Consider the following 21,760-nt stretch of genomic DNA (forward strand, 5'->3'; position numbering starts at 1 on the left):
GGCTTTTTTATGTATATCGCGTCAGACCGCCGCCCTTATGCGCGCTGCGATCTCTTCGACCGCCGCGTCGGCTTCATGTTCCGGCTTGCGGGCGCGGACGAAACAGGCTTCAGACCGGACGATGATGCCGTCGGAGAGAATCTTGAGGTGATTGGCCTTAAGCGTCGAGCCGGTGGAGGTGATATCGACGATGATATCCGCCTGCCCTGCCGCCGGCGCACCTTCGGTCGCGCCAAGGCTTTCGACGATGCGGTAAAGCTGGATGCCGTGCTGGCGCGAAAAGAACTGCTGCGTCAGCCGCCAGTATTTTGTGGCGATGGCCAGTCTGCGGCCATGGCGAGCGCGGAACTCCGAGGCGACATCACCAAGGTCAGCCATGCTGTCCACATCCAGCCAGATCTCCGGCACTGCAACCACGACATCCGCATGGCCGAAACCGAGGCGGGCGCAGAATTCCACCTGCGCATCGGCATTGGTCAGCCCCTCGCGCACCAGGTCTTCACCCGTCACGCCGAAATCCACCGTGCCGGCGCCGATTTCGCGGGCGATCTCGGAGGCCGACAGATAGGCGATCTCGATATCGTCGCGCCCTTCGATGCGGCCGCGATAGGAGCGGTCGTTACCGACAGCCGCAACCTTCAGCCCCGCACGTTCCAGAACGGCGGAGGCGTCTTCCTTCATCCGGCCCTTGGAGGGCAATGCGATGGTAATCATGGCTTGCTCCCACGCACCGCTTCGATGCGATCCAGCCAGAGCGAAAAGCCCACGGCCGGTATTTTTTCCTGTGCGCCGAGCAGGGTCAGCAGCCGGTCGTAACGACCGCCACCGGCCAGAACGCTGTCTCCGCCGGCTTCCACCACCTCGAAGACAAGGCCGGTATAATAATCGAGCGGACGACCGAAGGCAGCGCCATAGGTGACGGCCTCAAGATCGACACCGGCATTGGCGAGCGCCGCGACGCGCTTGTCGAAAGCGGAAAGCGCACCGTCCAGCTTCAGTTTTGCCTTTGCGGCGAAGTCGGCCAGAACCTGCGAGGCCTGCGCCAGCGGCGCCTTCAAGGCGAGGAACTGCTTGAGCAGCGCGAAGCTCTCATCCGGCAGGCGCGTGGCGGCAAGCGCGAGCTTTTCCCGCAGGCGGCGAGCGATTTCCTGCGGCGAGCGGCTGGCATTGGTGGAATAGCCGGTTTCCTGCATCACCGTATCGAGATACTCGACCAGCACCGCCTCCTCGCCCGTCGCCAGCAGGCCGGCGACCCGTGCGTCCAGCCCCGTCATCGGCTTCGGATGCACGAGGCTTTCCAGCAGCGCGTCGAGCTGCGCCATATCGCCAAAAGCCTGCACCAACCGCTTTTGCCAGCCGAGCGGCAGGCCGAGCGCGGCGACGACGGCTTCAAACACCTGCTGGTCGCCCAGCGTGACGGCAAGCGGCCGGCCGGGCAGCAGGCGCCGCAAAATGGCAGTCGCATCGATGACGGCACGGGCATCGGCGGCAGCGATATCGGTATCGCCAAGGTCTTCGATGCCGGCCTGGTAAAATTCGCTCGCACCTTCACGGCGCTGGCGGAACACTTCGCCGATATAGGAATACCGTTTCGGCGTGCCAGTCGCCGTCTCGATATGGCGCAGGCAGACGGGAATGGTGAATTCGGGGCGCAGGCACAGGCTCTCACCCGTTTCGCTTTCCGTCATGAAGATACGGCGGCGCAAATCCTCGCCGGCCATATCCAGAAACGGTTCGGCGGGCTGGATGACAGGCGTGTTCACGCGGCTCGTGCGGCGCGCGGCGAATTCTTCCAGTAGCTCTCCGGCAAATTCCGGCATGTCGATCAGGGGCATGGAACGGTACTTTTCGTCACGGTTCGAGCGGCTGCATCATTTCGATGCGGTTTCCGAAGGGATCATGGACATAAAACCGGTGATACCCTTCAAGCGGCTCATCCTCAACCACATGGCAGCCTGCTGTTTCAAGTGTTTTTCGCAAGCTTGCCAGATCATCGACCAGAAAGGCCGGATGGGCTTTCCGCGCCGGCCGAAAATCCTGCTCGACGCCGAGATGCAGTTTTATCGGGCCGCAGGCAAACCAGCAACCGCCGCGCGCAGCCAGATTGGCGGGTTTGGCCTGCTCCATAAAACCGAGCAGGCCACCGTAAAAGGCGCGCGCTTCCTCTTCCCGGCCAGCCGGTATCGCCAGTTGAAGATGATCGAGCGCAAGGATCGCCATGGCCTCAGCGCCCTTCGGCGGCGCGGCGAACGTCCTCTGCCTGATGCTCCAGAATCTCGCGGACCTTCGCCACCAGTTCGGCCTCGGGCACGCTGACCTGCGCCACGCGCGCCTCGCGCCAGCTGGCATTGTCCTCGATCTCGCCGGAGAGGCGCTTGCCTTCGATCAGGTCCTTGATCTGCACCACGCCTTCGGCGCGCTCGTCACCGCCCTGGATGATGGCGATGGGGGAACCGAGGCGATCGGCATATTTCAGCTGGTTGCCGAATTTCTTCCAGTTGCCCTGATACATTTCGGCGCGGATGCCCTCGGCGCGCAACGCCTGTGTGAAGCGCTGGTAACGACCCATGCTCTCCACATCACCGTCCATGACGGTGATGAGAACGGGAGCAAGCGGCTTGACCTGACCGAGCTTGCCAAGGTTCTTGAGCGCCGTCATCAGGCGCGAAACGCCGATGGAGAAGCCCGTGGCGGGAACCGGCTGGCCCATGAAGCGCGAAACGAGGCCATCATAACGGCCGCCACCGCCGACCGAACCGAACACGACCTTTTCGCCCTTTTCGTTGGTGATGTCGAAGGTCAGCTCGGCCTCGTAGACCGGGCCGGTGTAATATTCGAGGCCGCGCACGACCGAGGGGTCGATCTTGATGCGCGTCGCATCGTAACCGGCACTGGTGACCAGAGCGCCGATGGTGTTCAGCTCATCGACGCCTTCCTCGCCTTTGGAGGTGCCGGCGACCAGTTTCGCGAGATCATCGGCGCTTGCCGCATAGTCCCTGATGCCAACAAAAAACAGAACCTTTTCGATCTGCTCCTCGCCAAGACCCGCGCCCTTGGTGAAATCGCCGGACTCATCCTTGCGGCCGGGGCCGAGCAGCAGCTTCACCCCTTCAGGGCCGAACTTGTCGAGCTTGTCGATGGCGCGCAGAACATTCAGGCGACGACCGGCATTGTCCTCGCCGCCGAGGCCGATGGCTTCCATGACACCGTCGAGCACCTTGCGGTTGTTGACGCGGATGACATAGTCGCCCCGCGCGATACCGAGCGCTTCCAGCGTATCGGCCATCATCATGCACATTTCGGCATCCGCCTGCACGCCGGAAGCACCGACTGTATCGGCATCGAACTGCATGAACTGCCGGAAACGGCCGGGGCCGGGCTTTTCATTGCGGAACACGTAACCGGCGCGATAGGTGCGGTAGGGCAGCTGGATTTCGTTGAAGTTTTCCGCGACATGGCGGGCAAGCGGCGCGGTGAGATCGTAACGCAGGCTCATCCATTGGTCGTCGTCATCCTGCAGCGAAAACACGCCCTCGTTCGGGCGGTCGCTGTCGGGCAGGAACTTGCCAAGCGCATCGGTATATTCGAACAGCGGGGTCTCGATCGGATCGAAGCCGTAAAGCTCATAGACCTTGCGGATTTTCTCGATCATCTCATTGGTGGCATGGATATCGGCAACCGAGCGATCCACGAAGCCACGCGGCAGGCGGGCTTTCAGTTTCTGAGGCTTTTTTGCTTTTTCGCTCATGATGCCGATCCGATATTTTCCTGAAATTATGCCGGTGTATTAGAGGATGAAGCCCTGTGCGGCAAGCCGCAAAGGCTGCGGTTCTACTGGCACCACGAGGCATGCGATGCTATATGGGATACGTGTATCCCATTTTGTATCCGAAAGGACGTGACCCATGAGCAAACAGACGGCCATCCGCCTGCCGGACGAGACCTATGAGCGGCTGAAGGCTCTGTCTGAGCGCACGGGCCGCACATCCGCCTATTATATCCGTGAGGCGATCGAGAAACATATCGAGGATATGGAAGACCTCTATCTTGCCGAAGAGGCGACACGGCAACGCATCGCCAATAAGGAGCGCACCTATACTCTGGAAGAAGTGATGCGCGATCTTGATCTGGAGAATTGAATTCCAGCGAAATGCCATCAAGCAACTGGGCAAGCTGACGAAGAGCGATGCCAATCGCATCGTTTCCTTTCTGACGGACCGCGTTGCCCAGGACGACAACCCCCGCAGAACCGGCGTAGCGCTGCAAGGCTCCGAACTCGGAAATTTCTGGCGCTACCGGGTGGGCGATTACCGCATCATCTGCGATATACAGGACCACAAGCTGGTCGTTCTGGTGGTCGAAATCGGCCATCGCCGTGAAATTTACCGTTAGGCATTCATGATCCTCGAAGCCCTGCAATATGCCGCCACGCGCGCGGTCACGCCGAAAGAATTCCAGCGGTATGTCCGCTATTCCGTCAACCTCTGGGCGCGCGCCAATCGCTGCGCCGCCGACTGGGCGGAGCATGAAAACAACAGCCGGCAATTCGTGCTGCAATCGGCGAGAAAGCTGAAGCAGAGGCGGACAGCCGTTGTACTGGGGTCCGGTCTGTTGCGGGATGTGCCCCATGAGGCGCTGGTGGCAATGTTCGATACCGTCGTTCTGGTCGATCTGGTGCATCTCGCCAGCGTGCAGGCGAAGCTGCGGCTCAATGCCAAAAAGAACGTCCGCATCGCCAATCGCGATCTATCCGGCTTCGATGACCTGATGGCCGGCAAGCCGGCGGAACCGCTCGATTTCCTGCGGCGCGTGCCCTATCTCGATCTCGTTGTCTCGGCCAACCTCCTGTCGCAGATCGGCACCGGGGCGCAGCACCGGCTGGAGCGGGACAAGATCGCGAATGCGCCGGACGATCTTCTGCCAAGGCTCATTCAGACGCATCTCGATGCGCTGACCGGCCTGCCCTGCAAGGTCTGTCTGGTTACGGACACCGCCTTCGATGTCATCGGCAAGGATGGCAGCCCTCAGCAGCATCAGGACCTGCTGCACGGTATCGAGATTGCCTCGCCTGTCGCCGCATGGGACTGGCCGCTCGCACCCTTCGGGGAGGAAAGCAGGGACTATCGCATCGTGCATCACGTCATTGCGCGCGAACTCACCTGAACGTCATGCTTATTCCATAATTTCCGCGGTAAATTCAGCGCATGTCTCGGGCGGTTCGCACATTGATGTTTCTTGCCTGCCTGCTTTTCGGCGCGATGCCGGTGCAGATGGCGATGAGCATGCCGGTAGCCACGGGCGTGGCTGCTTCCCCGCACGCGCCAATGAAACATGACGATGCCCATTCGCATCATTCGGCCGATCCGGACGACAATCTTCAAACGCACGGGAAAAATACCGCTCATAAAGCAGGCACGGGTTGCTGTCCGCATGGTGATGACGCCGCGCATCCCGGATCCTGCGCTACCTGCCTGATCGTGGTGCCTCGAATGGTGTTTGCCGATAGCGGCAAGATCACCTTCTCCTATCCGAAACCGCAGCGCGGTATCGTCTTCAACGGCAAGGCTTCCGCGCCATTGCTGCCGCCTCCCCGCGCCTGACCGCAGATTTTTCAATCAACCTATCGAAAAATCCGTCAGACACAGGAAGGATAATCCATGTCTATCAAAACCATCACACTCGCCGCCGGTTTCGCCACCGCCCTCGCCATGCCCGCTTTCGCACAGGAGGCGGGCGGCCATGCCGGGCACAGCATGTCGAAAAGCGACGCCGGCGAAACTGCGTCCACCAAGGCCTTCATGGAGGCCAGCAAGAAGATGCATGGCGATATGGCCATCGACTATAGCGGCGATGCCGACGTCGATTTCGTGCGCGGCATGATCCCGCATCATCAGGGCGCGATCGATATGGCCAAGGTCCAGCTGGAATATGGCAAGGATCCGGAAATCCGGAAACTGGCCGAAGAGGTCATCAAGGCCCAGGAAGGCGAAATCGCCATGATGAAGGCCTGGCTGAAGTCCAAGGGCAAGTGATTGCTATTGTTGAAGGGGAGCGCCGGCTTCGGCGCTTCTCCGGCGACCTTGCCCTCCAATGGCAACGGCGCGAGCGCCGCCCATCCCACTCGCCACTCTGTTACAACCCCGCAAGGCCGGCCTTGTAATCCTCCGATGCCGCCCGGCTGAGACGTTCCAGTTCCATTGCCGCGCGGCTGGTATGGCGCTCCTTGTGGCGCAGCAAAGCAAAATTGCGTGCCGGCAGATCGATGCCGGCGCGGACCAGCAAACCCTGCCGCAGGAACAGGGATGCCACCGAGGCGGAGACGGCAGTCGCCGCGCCGCCGGAACGTGCCGCCATCACCACCGCCTCATTGGACGGCAGTTCCAGCATGACGGACAGTTCGCCGGGATCCACCCCCATCTGCCGCACCGCTGCCTCGAAGGCGGAGCGGGTGCCAGAGCCCTGCTCACGCAGAACCCATGAGGTGCCATAAAGTATGTCGAGCGCGGTGAGATAACGGCCGTCGGCGAAAGGGTGGGCCGAACCGGTGACGACCAGAAGCTTGTCGGACACGACGGGCTGCACCATCAGTGCCGGCTCGTCGATTCTGCCTTCGATGAATCCGACCTCCGCCAGACCATCCAGCACCGCTTGCGTCACCGTCTTGGTATTGCCTATATCGAGCCGGACGGTCACACCGGGATAAAGCTTCTTGAACTGCATCAGGATCGGCGGCAGCCAATAGCTTGCAATGGTCTGGCTGGCGCAGACGGTGATTTCCCCGCGCGTCAGTCCGCCCATTTCGGAGAGAATCAGTTCCGCATTGCGCACACGCGCCAGCGTCGCCTTGGCCTCGCCCAGAAAAGCCCGGCCGCTTTCGGTCAGCTCGATGTTGCGGCCAACGCGATGAAACAGCTCGACATTATAAAAGGCCTCGAGATTCTTGATGGCGGAACTGACTGCGGAAGCCGTGAGGCCGATGGCTTCGGCGGCGCGTGTCAGATGTTCGCGTTCGGCGACGGCGATGAAGATACGGAGTTGTTCGAAGGTCATGGCTTATCATTCGATTTTATCGAACGATATATGCCATATTATTTGATAGAATAAAACAGGCGGCTGCGGCATTGTCGGCCCATGGCACAACATCGCACCCTCACCCATCCCTTTCAGTTTTCGCTTCGCTGGCTTACCCCGCTTCTACCGGGAATTCTCCTCTGCGCGGCGGTCAGTTGCGCTGCCATTCTGGCGGAGCGTTTTCAGGTGCGGCTTGCGGGCCACGCGTGGCTTGGCGATCTCGTGCTTGCCATTCTGATCGGCACGCTTTTGCGTTCGCTGGTGTCGCTGCCGGCGGTCGCCTCGGCCGGTATCAAGTTCAGTGCCAAGACCCTGCTTGAAATCGCGGTGGCGCTTCTCGGCGCATCCCTGAGTCTTTCCATCCTCAAGGGCGCAGGCGGTTTGCTGATCGGCGGCATCGCGCTGATCGTCGCCCTGTCGCTGGTCGTCAGCTATGCCGCCGGGCGAATGCTGGGACTGCCACCCAAGCTCGCGACGCTGATCGCCTGCGGTAATTCCATCTGCGGCAATTCGGCCATCGCAGCCGCCGCGCCCGCCATCGGCGCGAAACCGGAAGATGTCGCGGCCTCGATTGCCTTCACCGCTGTTCTCGGCGTCGCCGCCGTGCTGCTGATGCCTTTCCTGCCGCAGCTGCTTGGGCTCGACGCCACCCAATACGGCATCTTCGCCGGCCTGACGGTCTATGCCGTGCCGCAGGTTCTGGCCGCCACCGCCCCGCTCGGCGCGATTGCCGTGCAGACCGGCACCATCGTCAAGCTCATCCGCGTGCTGATGCTGGGGCCCGTCATCGCCACCCTCTCCGTCATCCACGGCCGGTCCGACAAGGGACGCCTGAAGCTGCAGCAGATGGTTCCGTGGTTCATCATCGGCTTCATATTGATGATCATGGCCCGGTCCTTCGGCCTCATCCCCGAAGTGCTGCTTTCTCCGGTCGCCTCGCTCTCCAACATCCTCACCATCATGTCGATGGCGGCTTTGGGACTGTCGGTCGATATTCGCAGCCTTCGCCATGCCGGCGGCAAGGTCATCGTCGCCGCCAGCCTGTCGCTTGTGCTGCTGGGTGTTTTGAGTTTCGGCCTGATCGCGCTCACGCAGGCAGCCTGAGCCTGGGACAGAAAGCCCGTTATTTCCCGGTGCTGACCGTCAGCGTGTAGTGCGCGCCGAGCCCGCGGCGCGGCGAACCCAGAATCAGCGTCGGGCGGATCAACCATTCCGTATCCGCCTTCGGCGTCAGGGTCGCGGTCTTGCCTTCGGAATCGCTGAAGAAGATCGCGTCCTCATCCGGAGTTGAAAAATCGAAGATCGCCATCAGGACGAATTCGCTGGAGGCGGCAAGCTCGACCTTCACCGTCTGCCCTGCCTTGACCTTCAGGCGATAGACATCGCCGCGCCCGCGCCGCGTCCAGCCATCCAGTTTCAATGGCCCGGTCGGCGGCAGGGCCACTTCCTTCAGCCTCTCACCGTCATCGAGCCAGATGCCGTCGACATTGCGGCTTTCCGCAAAAGACGGATGCGGCACGGCGGCGGTGGCCATGGTGAGCGCCAGAAGAAGGGAAGTTACCTTCATGGACGTACAAACTCCCGCCGCATTGCCTCTATCGGCTGGCGGCAATGACAGCCTTCGATATGATCGTTGACCATACCCATGGCCTGCATGAATGCATAGACGGTCGTCGGGCCGACGAAGGTCCAGCCCCGCTTCTTCAAATCCTTGGAAAGGCGAATGGAAGCAGCGCTGGTGGGGTTGGCCCTTAACGTCGCATAGTCCAGCCTTTGCGGCCTTTCTGCGGCGGCGGGTTCGAAACCCCAGAAATAACGCGCGAGCGAACCGAATTCATCGCGCAGCGCCATGGCACGGCGGGCATTGTTGATAGTCGAAACGATCTTGCCGCGATGGCGGATGATGCCCTTGTCGGCAAGACAGCGCTCGATATCGGCCTCGCCGAACTCCGCCACTTTTTCGAACTCGAAATTGGCGAAGGCAAGCCGGAACGCCTCGCGCTTGCGCAGGACGGTGAGCCAGGAAAGCCCGGACTGAAAACCTTCCAGGCAGATTTTCTCGAACAGGCGGCGATCGTCAGTCACGGGATAACCCCATTCCTCGTCGTGATAGCGGCTGTAATCCTCCAACCCCTGCTGCCAGAAACACCGCACGCGGCCATCCGCGCCCGTTTCAAGTCCCGCTTCGCTCATCCGCTGACAATCCCTTTTCGCTCCCACCCGCAGGTGGTGTGAACCTGCGCGCTTACCACTCATTCACCACGTTTCAAAACCGGGCGCTAACCTTAAATCCAGCTTTCCTTAAACAAGCGCTTTTTAATGAACAGCCATTTACGATTCGCTGGCCTCGAGGTGCGAACGTGTCCGGCAAAGCGGGTGAATGAGCCCGCAATCCATTGTTGCGACATCCCGCAGAGAGAGTCCACCCGATGCCGATGAAGTCCGTTTTTCTGGCGCTGAGCCTCGTTTCCACCCTCGCCGTTCCGGCAGCCATGGCCAATGAGCGGTATCGCGAACGCCCGCCCGTCGTCGTCAGCCCGGATCTTTCCGCCCCCTGGGTCACGCAGCTCGGTGGCCGCGGCAATGTCCGCCCTGTGGTCTATCCGCGTGCGCCTGCCGCACGCCAGCCGCTGTTCCAGCAGCGCCAGGCCGCGGCCATGCCGCAGCGCCCGAGTTCCGGTGTCACATCGCAGCGCCCGGCGCGGGTGCAGAATGCCGCCGTCCGCCCAAATGCGCCGGTGCGCACGCAGATCGCGCCGCAATTCCTGCCGCAGATCGTGAACTATGACACCGCCGAAAAGCCCGGCACCATCGTCATCGATACGCCGAACCGCTTCCTCTATCTGGTGCTTGCCGATGGCAAGGCCCGGCGTTATGGCGTCGGCGTCGGCAAGCCCGGCTTCGAATGGGCCGGAACCCACAAGGTGACCCGCAAGGCGGAATGGCCGAGCTGGACCCCGCCGAAGGAAATGATCACCCGCGAGGCGGCCAAGGGACACTACCTGCCGGCCTTCATGGAAGGCGGCCCCGCCAACCCGATGGGCGCACGCGCCATGTATCTCGGCTCGACGCTTTATCGCATCCACGGCACCAACCAGCCCTGGACGATCGGCAGCAACAATTCCTCCGGCTGCATCCGCATGCGCAACGAGGATGTCACCGATCTTTACGAGCGCGTAAACGTAGGAACCAGGGTCATAGTGATATGATGGCAACGGTTCGGCCATTCCGATCGGTCCGCCGCCGGCAAAGGGGCGTATCCGCTTGAATTGCCGCCTTGCGGCGGTACAATCCGGCTCACTTCAATTGAACGAAACTTGGCGGGGGACGCCAGGCGCCGAACCTCTCTCAGGGGGATGATGGAACGGCCTTAAAACGGGTGGTCAACTGACCGCCCGTTTTTTGTTTCTGTCATTCAAATGTTATCAAAAAACGGTTTGGTGCATTTCTGATATCAACTTGGATTCCTTTCATGCCGCGCCATACTTTATTTGTCTGCGCCCTGTTGTTCAGCGGCGTTTCCTTCTCTGCCGCCATGGCAGGCGAATTTGAAATTTCCGGTTATGGCGGCTGGCAAAGCGCGCCGCACAGCGATGTGACGGTGTCCGACGGACCGGACTTCCGCGCCGGATGGGAAGGCAAGTCTTTTTCCAACCCGGCCTATTGGGGCGTGCGCGGCACCTACTGGTTCGATGAAGGCCAGCTCAGGAATTTCGGTATCTCGCTCGATTTCACCCATGACAAGGTTTATGCCGACGACGGGACGCTTGCCCGTTCCGGCTGGTCGCATTTCGAATTCACCGACGGCCTGAACCTTCTGACGCTGAATGCGCTCTACCGCTTTCCGCTGGAATCGATACGTCTGACACCCTATGTGGGCGCCGGCGTCGGCATCAACGTGCCACATGTGGAAGTATACCGCCCGTCAGGCAATACCTTCGAATACCAGTTCGGCAGCGCCACCCTGCAGGCACAGGCCGGCGTCAGCTACCGCATCACCGACAACTGGTCGACCTTCGTGGAATATAAGGGCACCTATTCCTTTATCGATGTCGATATCGACAATGGCGCCTCGTTGAAGACCGATGTCATCACCAATGCGGTGAATTTCGGCGTGGCGTATAAGTTTTAAACCGACAGCCTCGCCGGCTTCGGTCCGCCATAGGCCCAGTCCAGCAGTTCCACCGTGTGCAGGATCGGCATATCCGTGCCGGTTCCGATCTGCGTGATGCAGCCGATATTGCCGGTGGCGATGACATCCGCGCGCGTGGCTTCGATATTTTTCACCTTACGCGCCTTGAGCTTGGCGGAAATTTCCGGCTGCAGGATGTTGTAGGTTCCGGCCGAACCGCAGCACAGATGCCCTTCCGCCGGATCACGCACGGTAAAACCCGCCGCTTTCAAGAGCTGTTTCGGCGCGAGCGTGATCTTCTGGCCATGCTGCATGGAGCAGGCGGAATGATAGGCGACAGTCAGTCCCTGGCTCTCCCTTTGCGGCAGATCGAGGGTGGCGAGATATTCGGTGATGTCCTTCGCAAGCGCCGAGACACGTGCGGCTTTTTCGGCATAGGCCGGATCGAGCCGCAGCATATGGCCATAATCCTTGATGGTGGTGCCGCAGCCGGAAGCGGTGATGATGATGGCGTCAAGGCCGCCCTCCTCCATCTCCCGTGTCCAGACATCGACATTGCGCCGGGCAGAGGCAAGCGCCTCTTCCTCACGGCCCATGTGATGCACCAGCGAACTGCAGCAGCCCTCGCCCCTCGGCACGACAACCTCGATACCGAGCCGTGCAAGAAGCCTGAGCGTCGCCTCGTTGATACCGGGATCGAGCACCGGCTGGGCGCAGCCGGTGAGGATGGCGATACGCCCGCGCTTTTCGCCTTCGACCGGCCGTGCGCCCGGACGGGCGGATGCGGAGGCCGGAGGCACCGCAGCGGGGGCAAGGGCGAGCATGGATTGCAGGGGTTTCAGCGCCGGAACCTTGGCAAGCAGGCCCGCGAAAGGTCGCGCCAGCCGGGCCAGATGCAGGGCCAGCCGGAAACGGGCGGGATGCGGCAGGACGGCAACCAGAAGATTGCGGATCAGCCGGTCCATGAAAGGCCGCTTATAGGTCTGTTCGATATGGGCGCGGGCGTGATCGACCAGATGCATGTAATCCACGCCGGAGGGACACGTGGTGGTGCAGGCAAGACAGGAGAGACAGCGGTCGATATGGGTAACCACTTCACGATCGGCCGGGCGGCTGTTTTCCAGCATGTCCTTGATGAGGTAGATGCGGCCGCGCGGGCTGTCCAGCTCGTTGCCGAGCGTGACATAGGTGGGACAGGTGGCGGTGCAGAAGCCGCAATGCACACATTTGCGCAGGATTTTTTCGGATTCCGCCACATGCGGATCGGCCAGCTGTTCGGGCGTGAAGGATGTTTGCATGGTTCAGACGGCCCTTTCTATCGTTACGGCCATCTTGCCGGGATTGAAGATGCCCGCCGGATCGAGCTTTTCCCTGATACGCTCAGAAAGCAGCGCCTCCGCCGGCGGGCGCGGTTCGAAGGCAGCGACAGTTGCGCGCACCGCGTCACTCGCCCTCAGCAATGTTGCATGGCCACCGCCCAGCGCCCGGATGGCGCCACGCAGCAAATCCGCCTCGGGGTCGGCTTCCATCTGCATCCAGACGAGGCCGCCCTGCCCGTCGTAAAAAGCATCGATACCCGCTTCCATGCGCAGCGCCGCGACAAGACGGTGACCTTCCGCGGGCGCGACCGAGACTTTCCAGAGCGGTTTTGCGCCCTGCCCGGCATAGGGCGCGACATCGCGCACCTGCCGCCACAAAAACCCGCTTTCCTCACCCTCCAGCAGCGCCCATGGGCCGACCCGATCCATAACCGAAAGGAGTTTCGCCGCGCGCGCCTCCACCGAGGCGGCGAGCCCTTCCAGCCGCAGAATGGTCGCCGGGCCTTCCGGCAGGGCACCGTCAATGAAGCGGGAACGCACGCTTTCCGGCAGATGCGCCGCACCGGAGACCTCAACGCTCATCGCCATCGCCGCCGCCATGATGCGCGTCGCCGCATCGTCATCGAGGCCGGAAACGATGACGGTTTTTTCTGCCGCCGGTTTCGGCAACACCCGGAAGGTCACCTCGGTGAGGAAACCGAGCGTGCCGAAAGAACCAGCCAGAAATTTCGAGAGATCAAGCCCGGTGACATTCTTCATCACCCGGCCGCCGGCCTTGATGATCTCGCCGCTGCCATTGACGAAACGGATGCCGAGCAGGCTGTCGCGTGCCGCACCGGCCACGTAGCGACGCGGGCCGGAAACATTGGCGGCGAAGACACCGCCAATGGTCGGCTCGCCTTCGGTTGCCATGATCGGACGATGGTCCATCGGCTCGAAAGCCATCATCTGCCGGTTTTGTGCAAGGGCGGCCTCGACGGTGGCGAGCGGTGTGCCGGCCTTGGCGGTCATGACCATTTCGGCGGGGTTATAGGCGACGATGCCGGACATTGCGCGGGAGGAAAGCGTTTCATCTGCCGCAACCGCATTGCCGAAACCGGAGCGGGTGTTGCCGCCGATGATTTTCAGCGCGGCTTTTCGGTCGGCGTAATCGCGGATGATGTCGGCGACCTGGGTTTCTGCGTAGGGGGTCAGCATGGGGTGGCGGGCTCCGGGCATGGGGTGGCGACGTTTGCGCAAGAGAGACTGCGCTCAGAGCAAGAGATACCCCCCTCTGCCCTGCCGGGCATCTCCCCCACAGGTGGGGAGATCGACTCGCGGCAAAGTCTCACCTTTCTTATCGGCCGAGATAGAGCGACGTAGGTGCGTCTTGCCGATCTCCCCACCTGTGGGGGAGATGCCCGGCAGGGCAGAGGGGGGTAAACCGCACCCTCCAAGGCAACGAAGTTAAAGTACCTCAATTCCGTCCCTCCAGCGGAAACACCTTGGAAGGGTTCATCAGCCAGCCCTCGTCAAAGGCCGCCCGCACCGCCGTCTGCTGGGCAAGATCGGCCTCGCCATATTGATGGCGCATCAAATCCCGTTTTTCGATGCCGACACCGTGTTCACCGGTGAGACAGCCGCCCGCATCGACGCAGAGCTTCAATATTTCATTGCCCGCCTCTTCCGCACGGGCCGCATCATCAGGGTCGTTGGCGTTGAACAGGATGAGCGGATGCATGTTGCCATCGCCGGCATGGAAGACATTGGCGACGCGCAGGCCGAGCCGGTCGGTGATTTCGCTGGTCTTTTTCAACACATAGGAAAGCTGGGAAAGCGGTACCGTGCCATCCATGCAGATATAATCCGCGATACGGCCGGTTGCGCCGAAGGCGGATTTGCGGCCCTTCCAGATCGCCGCCGCCTCCATGGCCGACTGGCATTCCTTCACCGTCTTCACGCCGTGTTTTCTGGCAATGGTGACGATATCGGCCAGCATGGCGTCCATTTCCGCCTCGGAGCCTTCGACCTCGACGATCAAAAGCGCGCCGACATCCAGCGGATAACCCGCCTTGGCGAACGCCTCGCAGATCTCGATGGCCGGTTTGTCCATGAATTCGATGGCGACCGGGATGATGCCCGCGCCGATGATATCGGCGACGCAGGAGCCCGCTTCTTCAGAGGTTTCAAAACCGAACAGCACCGGCCGCGCCCCTTCCGGCTTGGCGATCAGCCGCACCGTCGCTTCCGTGACGATGCCGAGCTGGCCTTCCGAACCGCAGACAAGGGCGAGAAGATCGTAACCGGCGGCGTCGAGATGTTTGCCGCCCAGCTCCAGCACCGTGCCGTCCACCAGCACCATTTTCACGCCGAGCAGATTATTGGTGGTGACGCCGTATTTCAGGCAATGCGCGCCACCGGAATTCATGCCGATATTGCCGCCGATGGTGCAGGCAAGCTGCGAGCTGGGATCGGGCGCATAAAAGAAACCCTCCGCGCCCGCCGCATCGGAAATGGAGAGGTTGGTGACACCCGCCTGTACCCGTGCCGTGCGATTGTAAAAATCGAGTTCAAGGATCGCGCTCATCTTCGACAGGCCGATCACAACCGCATCCTCCTGCGGGATCGCGCCGCCAGACAACGACGTGCCAGCGCCACGCGGCACGACCGGAATGCCGTAACGGTGGCAATATTTCATCACCGCCGCCACTTCTTCCGTCGTTTTCGGCAGCGCCACAGCCAGCGGCAGGCGGCGATAGGAGACGAAGGCATCGGTTTCGAAAGGCACGAGCTCACGCGGCTCATGCACAAGACAGTCCACCGGCAGGATATCCTTGAAGTCCGCTATGATGCGGTCACGATCCGCGACGATCTTCGCACGCGGCTCCAGAAACTTGATCGGCTGAGTCACCGCTCCTCCTCCATGCACGTTCCTCCAACTGGTATTCTTTCTTTACCACTTTGAAACGACGCAATCAAATGCTAAGGATTTTTTCCATTCCGGAAATAATCGGAGACAACTGTGACAAATCTGGGTGATCTGGAAGTCTTTGCGAGCGTTGCCGCCTCCGGCAGCATGTCGCTGGCCGCCAGGGAGCTTGGCTATTCGCCCGCCGTGATTTCCAAGCGCATCAAGCGGCTGGAAGAAAAGCTGGGCGCCCGGCTTTTCCAGCGCACGACGCGGCAGATTTCTTTGACCGAAGCCGGACAGGGTTTTTACGAACGGGTGCTGGCCGTGCTGGAAGGGCTGGAAGAGGCCGAGGATTTTGTGTCCGGCCGGGCCAACACCGTTAACGGCACGCTGAAGGTTTCCGCCCCCACCTCCTTCGGGCGCATGCATATCGCGCCGCATTTGAAGGGTTTCATGGAGCGGCATCCGGACCTGTCGGTCAATCTGGTGCTGAGCGACGAGTTCATCGATATCATCGAAGGTGGCTATGATCTGGCGATCCGCATCGCCGATCTCAATTCCTCCAGCCTTGTGGCCCGCAGGCTGGCGCCGGTGCGGCGTGTGCTCTGCGCCTCGGCGGATTATGTGGCCGCGCATGGCATGCCTGCTACAATTGAGGATCTGAAGAAACACCGCTGCCTGCCGGCGCACAATAACGATATCTGGCGGTTGGAGGGACCGGGCGGCGCGCTGAGCATTCGCCCGGAGGGCATGCTGGTCACCAATTCAAGCGAGGTGATCCGCGAGGCGGTGATATCCGGGCTTGGTATTGCGCTGCGTTCGACATGGGATATCGGCCATGAATTGCGCGGCGGGAAGCTGGTGCAGGTGCTGCCCGGTTATGAGGGGTCGCGCAATGTGACGCTGTCTGCGGTTTATCCGAGCCGACAGTTTCTGCCTGCGAAGGTGCGGCTGTTCATCGATTATCTCGCCGGGCTTTATGGGCCTCCACCCTATTGGGAGCAGGGCTGACATCCTGATTTCAATGCCCGCCCTCGGCATGGGAGCGGCGGATGCGGCGCACCACCCACCAGACGCCAAGCACTGCGAAGGGAACGGAAATGCCGGTGACGACGGCCGGATCGACCGGCAGCACGTCATGGCTGATCGCCTTGGTGAGATAACCGATGAGGCCGACGACATAATAGGAGATCGCGGCGACCGACAGGCCTTCCACCGTCTGCTGCAGGCGAAGCTGCATGGCGGCGCGTTTGTTCATGGTGTTGAGCAGCACCGTATTCTGCCGCTCCAGCTCCACATCGATCCAGCTTCGGACCAATGCCGTGGCGCGATAAAGCTTGCGCGAGAGGTTGGCCTGCCGCTCCTCCACCGACTGGCAGGTGCGCATGGCCGGCGCCATGCGCCGTTCCAGAAAGCTGCCCATGGTCTCATGGCCCTGAACGGGAGTTTCCGCGAGCGCCCGGATGCGTTCGCGCACGATGCCGTCATAGGCGCGGCTGGCGCCGAAACGATAAAGGCTTAGCGCGGCATTGGCCTCCAGCTCGGCGGCAAGCCGGGTCATTTCGGCCAGCAGCGCATCCGCCTCGTCGCGGGCGTCGCTCTTCATGCGTTGGGTGATGCCGGTCAGGCCATCTTCGATGCGGCGAATGTCCGGCGACAGCGTCTGCGCCATCGGCAGGCCGAGCATGGCGAGCGTGCGATAGGTCTCGATATCGAGCAGCCGCTGCACCAGCGCGCCGCGGCTATAATCGGTGACGCCCCGGTCGATGACCAATATCTGCGTCAGCCCGTCACGATCCTGGCGGAAATCGGTGAGGATCGCCGCCTGCCCGTCGCGCACATCGCTGTGACAGAGGCTGGTCGGTTCAAACATCGCTTCCGCCTGGGAGGTGACACCGTTTTCCGGGCGGATTTCCAGCCGCACGCCTGAGATCAGCGAACCGGGCGGCGAAAAGCCGTCACCGAAAGGGTCACCGGCAATCTCGCCGCCGAATTTCTCCGGCGCGGGACCGTCCCAGAACCAGGTGGAGAATTCCGTATGCCGTTCCCAGCGCAGCGTGCCCTGCCCCCAGGGCATGGCGTGGTGGCGGGCATCGCGCTCCGGCGGCGCGACACCGCGGCTGCGCGACATTTCCGCAATGACCGAATGGTGCACGGCCGAGCCGCCATCCATCATGAAGGCAAGCTGGATGATGATACGCGATGGGGCAAGCAGCACGGTCGGCCGCGCATGAACCTCGCCCAGAGCCAGCGATCTTTCCGGCGCGCTCGCGAATGCAAATCTACCCTTGGCCATTGCTATATCGTCCCCGCTTCTTATCCGGATTTCTAAAACATCGATTGCAATGAAAACATCGCAATCGAAACCGATGTAATTGTTTTGATCCACCTGGCAGAAAAATCCGCCACCATCACCCTGTCCGGGAACTGCTTTAACAAAAGCCAATTCGAAAAGGCAGATGCCGCGTTGCCGCAGGCATTGATACAGCTGAACAGGGAACTGGATAGAATATTTGACCAGTGCGCCGCTTCGCTGATAATTTGCCCTGCATCACATGGGGGCGGCATTTCGCCGGAGAGTTCTGCGATGGACGAAACGCTTTTTGCGCGCATCGAGCACAGCCGCACATCGCAGGAGGTGATCCTACGTTTCGAGGAACTGATCCTCGACGGCATATTGCGCGATGGCGACCGGTTGCCCGGCGAGCGGGAACTGGCGCAGCGCCTGGATGTTTCGCGGCCAATCCTGCGGGAAGCGCTGAAAGAACTGGAGACGCGTGGCCTTCTCACCAGCCGCCATGGCGGCGGCACCTATGTCGCCGATATTGTCGGCCCGGTCTTTTCCGACCCGTTAAGTGCGCTGATCACCCGCCACAGTCGGGCAACGCGGGATTTCCTCGAATATCGCCGCTACATTGAAGGCATGACCGCCGAACTTGCCGCAAAGCGGGCAACGGAACCGGACAGGCGCAACCTTGCCGCCATCGTCGACAGAATGCGTGAAGCGCATGAGGCGGGCCGCTTCGAAGAGGAGCTCTCGGGCGACGTGGAATTCCACAATGCCATTGGCGAGGCGGCGCATAATATCGTGCTGATGCACACATTGCGGTCCTGCTATCGGCTCCTGAGCGACGACATCTTCTATAACCGTCACCTCATCTTCACCATCGCGGGCGCCCATGACGAGGTGTTACGGCAGCACATCGCCATCCATGACGCCATCGCCGCCGGCGATCCGGCAGCGGCAAGGGCGGCGGCGGAGGCCCATATCGACTTCATCGTGGAGACGACGTCGAAGGCGCATCAGGCGCGCGAATGGGACCGGATTTCCCGCCTGCGACAGCAGCAGCGCGGCGGCTGAAAACGCCATCCGGCGAAATACACCATCCATTTTATTCGGGTTTTTATGGAACCTTTTGTGCTGTTCGGTCTTTTTATCGGGTTAATTGGAAAAATTTACCAAGATGGGACCCATGACAACCACGAGCGAAACTGAACGCTATCCGCGGATAGCTCTCATATCGACGCATGGCTATGTCGCCGCGCACCCGCCACTGGGCGCTGCCGATACCGGGGGACAGGTGGTTTATGTGCTTGAGCTTGCACGCAAACTCGGTCAGCTCGGTTATACCGTCGATCTTTATACCCGCCGCTTCGAAGACCAGCCGGAATTCGACGAGGTTGACGAGCGCGTCCGTGTGGTGCGCATTCCCTGCGGCGGGCGCGATTTCATTCCCAAGGAATATCTGCACCGGCACCTGATGGAATGGTGCGAAAACGCGCTGCGTTTCATCAAGAAAAACGACCTGAATTATTCCTTCATCAACAGCCATTACTGGGATGCCGGCGTCGCCGGGCAGCGGCTTTCCGAGGCGCTGAAGATCCCGCATCTGCATACGCCGCATTCGCTCGGCATCTGGAAGAAGCGCCAGATGGAGACCGATTATCCGGAAAAATCCGATACGTTCGAGCTGGAATTCAACTTCAGGGAACGCATCCAGCATGAGCTGATCATCTATCGAAGCTGCGACATGGTGATCGCCACGACGCCGGTGCAGCTTGACGTGCTGATCGAGGATTACGGCCTCAAGCGCAAACATATCCACATGATCCCGCCAGGTTATGACGACAACCGTTTCTTCCCGGTTTCGGATGCGACGCGGCAGATGATCCGCCAGCGTTTCGGTTTCGAGGGCAAGGTGGTGCTGGCGCTCGGGCGGCTCGCCACCAACAAGGGTTATGATCTCCTGATCGACGGTTTCTCCGTGCTTGCCGAGCGCGAGCCGGAAGCCCGCCTGCATCTCGCCGTCGGTGGCGAGAATATGGATGAGCACGAAACCACCATTCTCAACCAGCTGAAGGAACGGGTGAAATCGCTCGGTCTGGAAGACAAGGTGGCATTTTCCGGTTATGTCGCGGATGAGGACCTGCCGGATATCTATCGCGCCGCCGATCTCTTCGTGCTTTCCAGCCGCTACGAACCCTTCGGCATGACCGCGATCGAGGCCATGGCGAGCGGCACGCCCACCGTCGTCACCATTCATGGCGGGCTGTTCCGCGCCGTCAGCTACGGGCGCCATGCGCTGTTTGCCGATCCTTTCGACAAGGAAGACCTCGGCATCACCATGATGAAGCCGTTCAAGCATGAGCGGCTTTACGGGCGGCTTTCCCGCATGGGGGCGCACAAGGCACGCAGCCTGTTCACATGGACCGGCATTGCCCAGCAGCTCCTCGCGCTCGTGGAAGGCAGGACCATGATGCCGGTTCTCGAAGAAGCAGACTGGGCCGAACCATGGAACGACGGCGATTGAAACCGCTTCGTCTTCTTTCCACCGATCTCGACGGAACCGTCGTTGGCGATAACGACGCCACGCGCCGGTTTCGCGATTTCTGGCACGCCCTGCCGGATGATCTTCGCCCGGTTCTGGTCTTCAACAGCGGCCGGTTGATCGACGATCAGCTTGCGCTTCTGGAAGAGGTGCCGCTGCCGCAGCCGGACTACATCATCGGCGGTGTTGGCACGATGCTGCATGCTAGAAAACGCAGCGAGTTGGAAAGCGCCTATACACATTCCCTCGGCACCGGCTTTGACCCACGAAAGATTGCCGATGTCATGTCCGGTATTGCGGGCGTGACGATGCAGGAGGAGCGTTACCAGCACGGCCTGAAATCGAGCTGGTTCCTGCATGACGCCGATGCCGCCGCGCTCGGCGAGATTGAAGCCGCGCTTCTGGCGGCCAATATAGACGCCCGCGTCGTTTATTCCAGCGGCCGCGACCTCGACATATTGCCCAAGGCCGCCGACAAGGGCGCGGCCCTTGCATGGTTATGTGGACAATTGCGTATCGGCCTCGACGAATCAGTGGTCTCGGGCGATACTGGCAATGACCGGGCGATGTTTGAATTGAAGACTATTCGCGGCGTGATCGTGGGCAATGCCCTGCCTGAGCTTGTCTCGCTGGCACATCAGGACAATCGCTTTTTTCACTCGACCGCCAAAGAGGCTGATGGAGTGATCGAAGGCCTCCGGCACTGGGGACTGAACCCCGGTCAAAGCAGTACCGGCCATAATTCATAGCGGGTTTGCATTCCGAATGGCTTGAAGGCAGGCAGAGAGAGCGTTACCGCATCGGCTGTCCGTCCGGGGAACCACCCGGTCGAAACTTTGTTCGCAAATCGACCACATCCCTTTGCCCAAAGGCTTCATCAGCATGAAGACAGTAGTGGGTTATGGGTAAAGGGGGATTGGCGGAATTTGCAGCGTCTCTATATTAGCAATTATCACTACCCGACGAAGAGGATTTATTCGGATTGAAGATTTTGAATCGATTGGCGACAGATGTTGGCTTGATGTTGCGCAGACCGCCGCGACAGCAATATGCGGCGCTGTGCTATCGATTGTCCAAGACCAATCCGGAGCCGGAAGTGCTGCTGCTGACCAGCCGTGACACCGGACGATGGGTCATTCCCAAGGGCTGGCCAATGTCCAACAAGAAGGCCCATGCGGTGGCCGAACAGGAAGCCTACGAGGAAGCCGGCGTCAAAGGCACGGTGGAAAAGGCCCCCTTCGGTTTTTATGAATACGAGAAAAAACTGAACAGCGGCATCAACGTGCCGTGCAGGGTTCAGGTGCACCTTCTCCAGGTTGCCGAAATGCAGGACAACTTTCCCGAAAAGGAAGCGCGCCGGCTGGAATGGGTCAGCCCCCGGGAGGCCGCCGCTCGGGTCAACGAGCCGGAACTGAAAGCGCTGATGCTCACTTTCGACAGGCGGATGGCGCATTCGAAATAGCGCGACTGCCGGAAATGTGGCAATCTGCCATCTGGTTCTCCGACATGGATCTTGCCG

At 60.9% G+C, this 21,760-nt stretch carries 25 protein-coding genes; 12 read left to right on the top strand and 13 right to left on the bottom strand.

Features of this window, described 5'->3' with window-relative positions; all coding sequences use genetic code 11:
• Positions 1–21: 21 nt before the first annotated feature.
• The 4 genes from hisG to hisS are packed head-to-tail and all read right to left on the bottom strand — an operon-like array spanning position 22 to position 3,748.
• Positions 22–714, bottom strand: coding sequence for an ATP phosphoribosyltransferase (gene hisG, locus QD336_RS04555; protein WP_269342162.1), 693 nt, complete (start codon positions 712–714; stop codon positions 22–24).
• Positions 711–1,835, bottom strand: a complete 1,125-nt coding sequence (locus QD336_RS04560; RefSeq protein WP_269342161.1) for an ATP phosphoribosyltransferase regulatory subunit — start codon at positions 1,833–1,835, stop codon at positions 711–713. Before QD336_RS04560 ends, hisG begins: the two co-directional genes overlap by 4 nt.
• Positions 1,836–1,851: 16 nt before the next feature.
• A complete protein-coding gene (locus tag QD336_RS04565) occupies positions 1,852–2,220 on the bottom strand; it encodes a VOC family protein (RefSeq protein ID WP_499169567.1) in 369 nt (122 codons plus the stop codon).
• 4 nt (positions 2,221–2,224) lie between these two features.
• The gene (hisS, locus tag QD336_RS04570) at positions 2,225–3,748 is read right to left on the bottom strand and encodes a histidine--tRNA ligase (RefSeq protein WP_499169569.1); all 1,524 of its coding nucleotides are present in this window, start codon (positions 3,746–3,748) and stop codon (positions 2,225–2,227) included.
• Between the two features lie 157 nt (positions 3,749–3,905).
• Between hisS and relB the strand changes: the two genes are divergently transcribed.
• The 3 genes from relB to QD336_RS04585 are packed head-to-tail and all read left to right on the top strand — an operon-like array spanning position 3,906 to position 5,163.
• Complete coding sequence (relB, locus tag QD336_RS04575) at positions 3,906–4,139, top strand: type II toxin-antitoxin system RelB family antitoxin (protein WP_003503188.1); 234 nt, start codon at positions 3,906–3,908, stop codon at positions 4,137–4,139.
• The gene (locus QD336_RS04580; RefSeq protein ID WP_269342156.1) at positions 4,123–4,392 is read left to right on the top strand and encodes a type II toxin-antitoxin system RelE family toxin; all 270 of its coding nucleotides are present in this window, start codon (positions 4,123–4,125) and stop codon (positions 4,390–4,392) included. The genes relB and QD336_RS04580 overlap by 17 nt, the downstream gene beginning before the upstream one ends.
• A 6-nt stretch (positions 4,393–4,398) precedes the next feature.
• Positions 4,399–5,163: a hypothetical protein gene (locus tag QD336_RS04585; protein ID WP_499169570.1), complete on the top strand. Its 765-nt coding sequence runs from the start codon at positions 4,399–4,401 to the stop codon at positions 5,161–5,163.
• Here the strand turns inward: QD336_RS04585 and QD336_RS04590 are convergent.
• Entirely contained in the window at positions 5,136–5,450 is a 315-nt protein-coding gene (locus QD336_RS04590; RefSeq protein ID WP_499169571.1) for a hypothetical protein, read from the bottom strand. The two genes, QD336_RS04585 and QD336_RS04590, sit on opposite strands and share 28 nt — an antisense overlap.
• Positions 5,451–5,657: 207 nt before the next feature.
• Here QD336_RS04590 and copM point away from each other — a divergent pair, with 207 nt between their 5' ends.
• Positions 5,658–6,032, top strand: a complete 375-nt coding sequence (gene copM / locus QD336_RS04595; protein WP_499169573.1) for a CopM family metallochaperone — start codon at positions 5,658–5,660, stop codon at positions 6,030–6,032.
• Between the two features lie 100 nt (positions 6,033–6,132).
• Here the strand turns inward: copM and QD336_RS04600 are convergent, their stop codons facing one another.
• Positions 6,133–7,050, bottom strand: a complete 918-nt coding sequence (locus QD336_RS04600) for a LysR substrate-binding domain-containing protein (RefSeq protein WP_137002951.1) — start codon at positions 7,048–7,050, stop codon at positions 6,133–6,135.
• Between the two features lie 81 nt (positions 7,051–7,131).
• Between QD336_RS04600 and QD336_RS04605 the strand changes: the two genes are divergently transcribed.
• Complete coding sequence (locus tag QD336_RS04605; protein WP_499169574.1) at positions 7,132–8,175, top strand: YeiH family protein; 1,044 nt, start codon at positions 7,132–7,134, stop codon at positions 8,173–8,175.
• 19 nt (positions 8,176–8,194) lie between these two features.
• On the opposite strand, the gene QD336_RS04610 is transcribed toward QD336_RS04605, so the two are convergent.
• On the bottom strand, positions 8,195–8,638 hold the full coding sequence (locus QD336_RS04610; RefSeq protein WP_269342145.1) for a hypothetical protein: 444 nt from the start codon (positions 8,636–8,638) through the stop codon (positions 8,195–8,197).
• On the bottom strand, positions 8,635–9,264 hold the full coding sequence (locus QD336_RS04615) for a DNA-3-methyladenine glycosylase I (protein ID WP_269342143.1): 630 nt from the start codon (positions 9,262–9,264) through the stop codon (positions 8,635–8,637). The genes QD336_RS04610 and QD336_RS04615 overlap by 4 nt, the downstream gene beginning before the upstream one ends.
• A 236-nt stretch (positions 9,265–9,500) precedes the next feature.
• On the opposite strand from QD336_RS04615, the gene QD336_RS04620 reads away from it, so the two are divergent.
• The gene (locus tag QD336_RS04620; protein ID WP_003503197.1) at positions 9,501–10,280 is read left to right on the top strand and encodes a L,D-transpeptidase; all 780 of its coding nucleotides are present in this window, start codon (positions 9,501–9,503) and stop codon (positions 10,278–10,280) included.
• A gap of 263 nt (positions 10,281–10,543) precedes the next feature.
• Complete coding sequence (locus QD336_RS04625; protein ID WP_499169575.1) at positions 10,544–11,203, top strand: outer membrane beta-barrel protein; 660 nt, start codon at positions 10,544–10,546, stop codon at positions 11,201–11,203.
• On the opposite strand, the gene glcF is transcribed toward QD336_RS04625, so the two are convergent.
• The 3 genes from glcF to QD336_RS04640 form a co-directional block, all read right to left on the bottom strand.
• On the bottom strand, positions 11,200–12,501 hold the full coding sequence (gene glcF, locus QD336_RS04630; RefSeq protein WP_499169577.1) for a glycolate oxidase subunit GlcF: 1,302 nt from the start codon (positions 12,499–12,501) through the stop codon (positions 11,200–11,202). The two genes, QD336_RS04625 and glcF, sit on opposite strands and share 4 nt — an antisense overlap.
• A gap of 3 nt (positions 12,502–12,504) precedes the next feature.
• Entirely contained in the window at positions 12,505–13,719 is a 1,215-nt protein-coding gene (locus QD336_RS04635; protein ID WP_499169578.1) for an FAD-binding protein, read from the bottom strand.
• A 259-nt stretch (positions 13,720–13,978) separates the two neighbouring features.
• Positions 13,979–15,412, bottom strand: a complete 1,434-nt coding sequence (locus QD336_RS04640) for an FAD-linked oxidase C-terminal domain-containing protein (RefSeq protein WP_499169580.1) — start codon at positions 15,410–15,412, stop codon at positions 13,979–13,981.
• A 111-nt stretch (positions 15,413–15,523) separates the two neighbouring features.
• Between QD336_RS04640 and QD336_RS04645 the strand changes: the two genes are divergently transcribed.
• Positions 15,524–16,423, top strand: a complete 900-nt coding sequence (locus tag QD336_RS04645; RefSeq protein ID WP_499169581.1) for a LysR family transcriptional regulator — start codon at positions 15,524–15,526, stop codon at positions 16,421–16,423.
• A gap of 10 nt (positions 16,424–16,433) precedes the next feature.
• On the opposite strand, the gene QD336_RS04650 is transcribed toward QD336_RS04645, so the two are convergent.
• Both QD336_RS04650 and QD336_RS04655 read right to left on the bottom strand, forming a co-directional pair.
• A complete protein-coding gene (locus QD336_RS04650; RefSeq protein WP_499169582.1) occupies positions 16,434–17,708 on the bottom strand; it encodes a DUF3422 family protein in 1,275 nt (424 codons plus the stop codon).
• Between the two features lie 32 nt (positions 17,709–17,740).
• Positions 17,741–18,025 (bottom strand): hypothetical protein, encoded by a 285-nt coding sequence (locus QD336_RS04655; protein ID WP_499169583.1) that lies wholly within the window; start codon positions 18,023–18,025, stop codon positions 17,741–17,743.
• Between QD336_RS04655 and QD336_RS04660 the strand changes: the two genes are divergently transcribed.
• The 4 genes from QD336_RS04660 to QD336_RS04675 all read left to right on the top strand — a co-directional run bounded on the left by QD336_RS04660 (position 18,000) and on the right by QD336_RS04675 (position 21,703).
• Positions 18,000–18,773, top strand: coding sequence for a FadR/GntR family transcriptional regulator (locus QD336_RS04660; protein WP_499169584.1), 774 nt, complete (start codon positions 18,000–18,002; stop codon positions 18,771–18,773). The genes QD336_RS04655 and QD336_RS04660 overlap by 26 nt on opposite strands.
• A gap of 103 nt (positions 18,774–18,876) precedes the next feature.
• Complete coding sequence (locus QD336_RS04665) at positions 18,877–20,223, top strand: glycosyltransferase family 4 protein (RefSeq protein WP_269342127.1); 1,347 nt, start codon at positions 18,877–18,879, stop codon at positions 20,221–20,223.
• Positions 20,220–20,990, top strand: a complete 771-nt coding sequence (locus tag QD336_RS04670) for an HAD family hydrolase (RefSeq protein ID WP_499169586.1) — start codon at positions 20,220–20,222, stop codon at positions 20,988–20,990. The genes QD336_RS04665 and QD336_RS04670 overlap by 4 nt, the downstream gene beginning before the upstream one ends.
• Before the next feature lie 272 nt (positions 20,991–21,262).
• Positions 21,263–21,703, top strand: a complete 441-nt coding sequence (locus QD336_RS04675; RefSeq protein WP_269342122.1) for an NUDIX hydrolase — start codon at positions 21,263–21,265, stop codon at positions 21,701–21,703.
• Positions 21,704–21,760: the final 57 nt, after the last annotated feature.

This window comes from Rhizobium sp. BR 250, assembly GCF_047445855.1.
Taxonomy (GTDB): domain Bacteria; phylum Pseudomonadota; class Alphaproteobacteria; order Rhizobiales; family Rhizobiaceae; genus Agrobacterium; species Agrobacterium tumefaciens_I.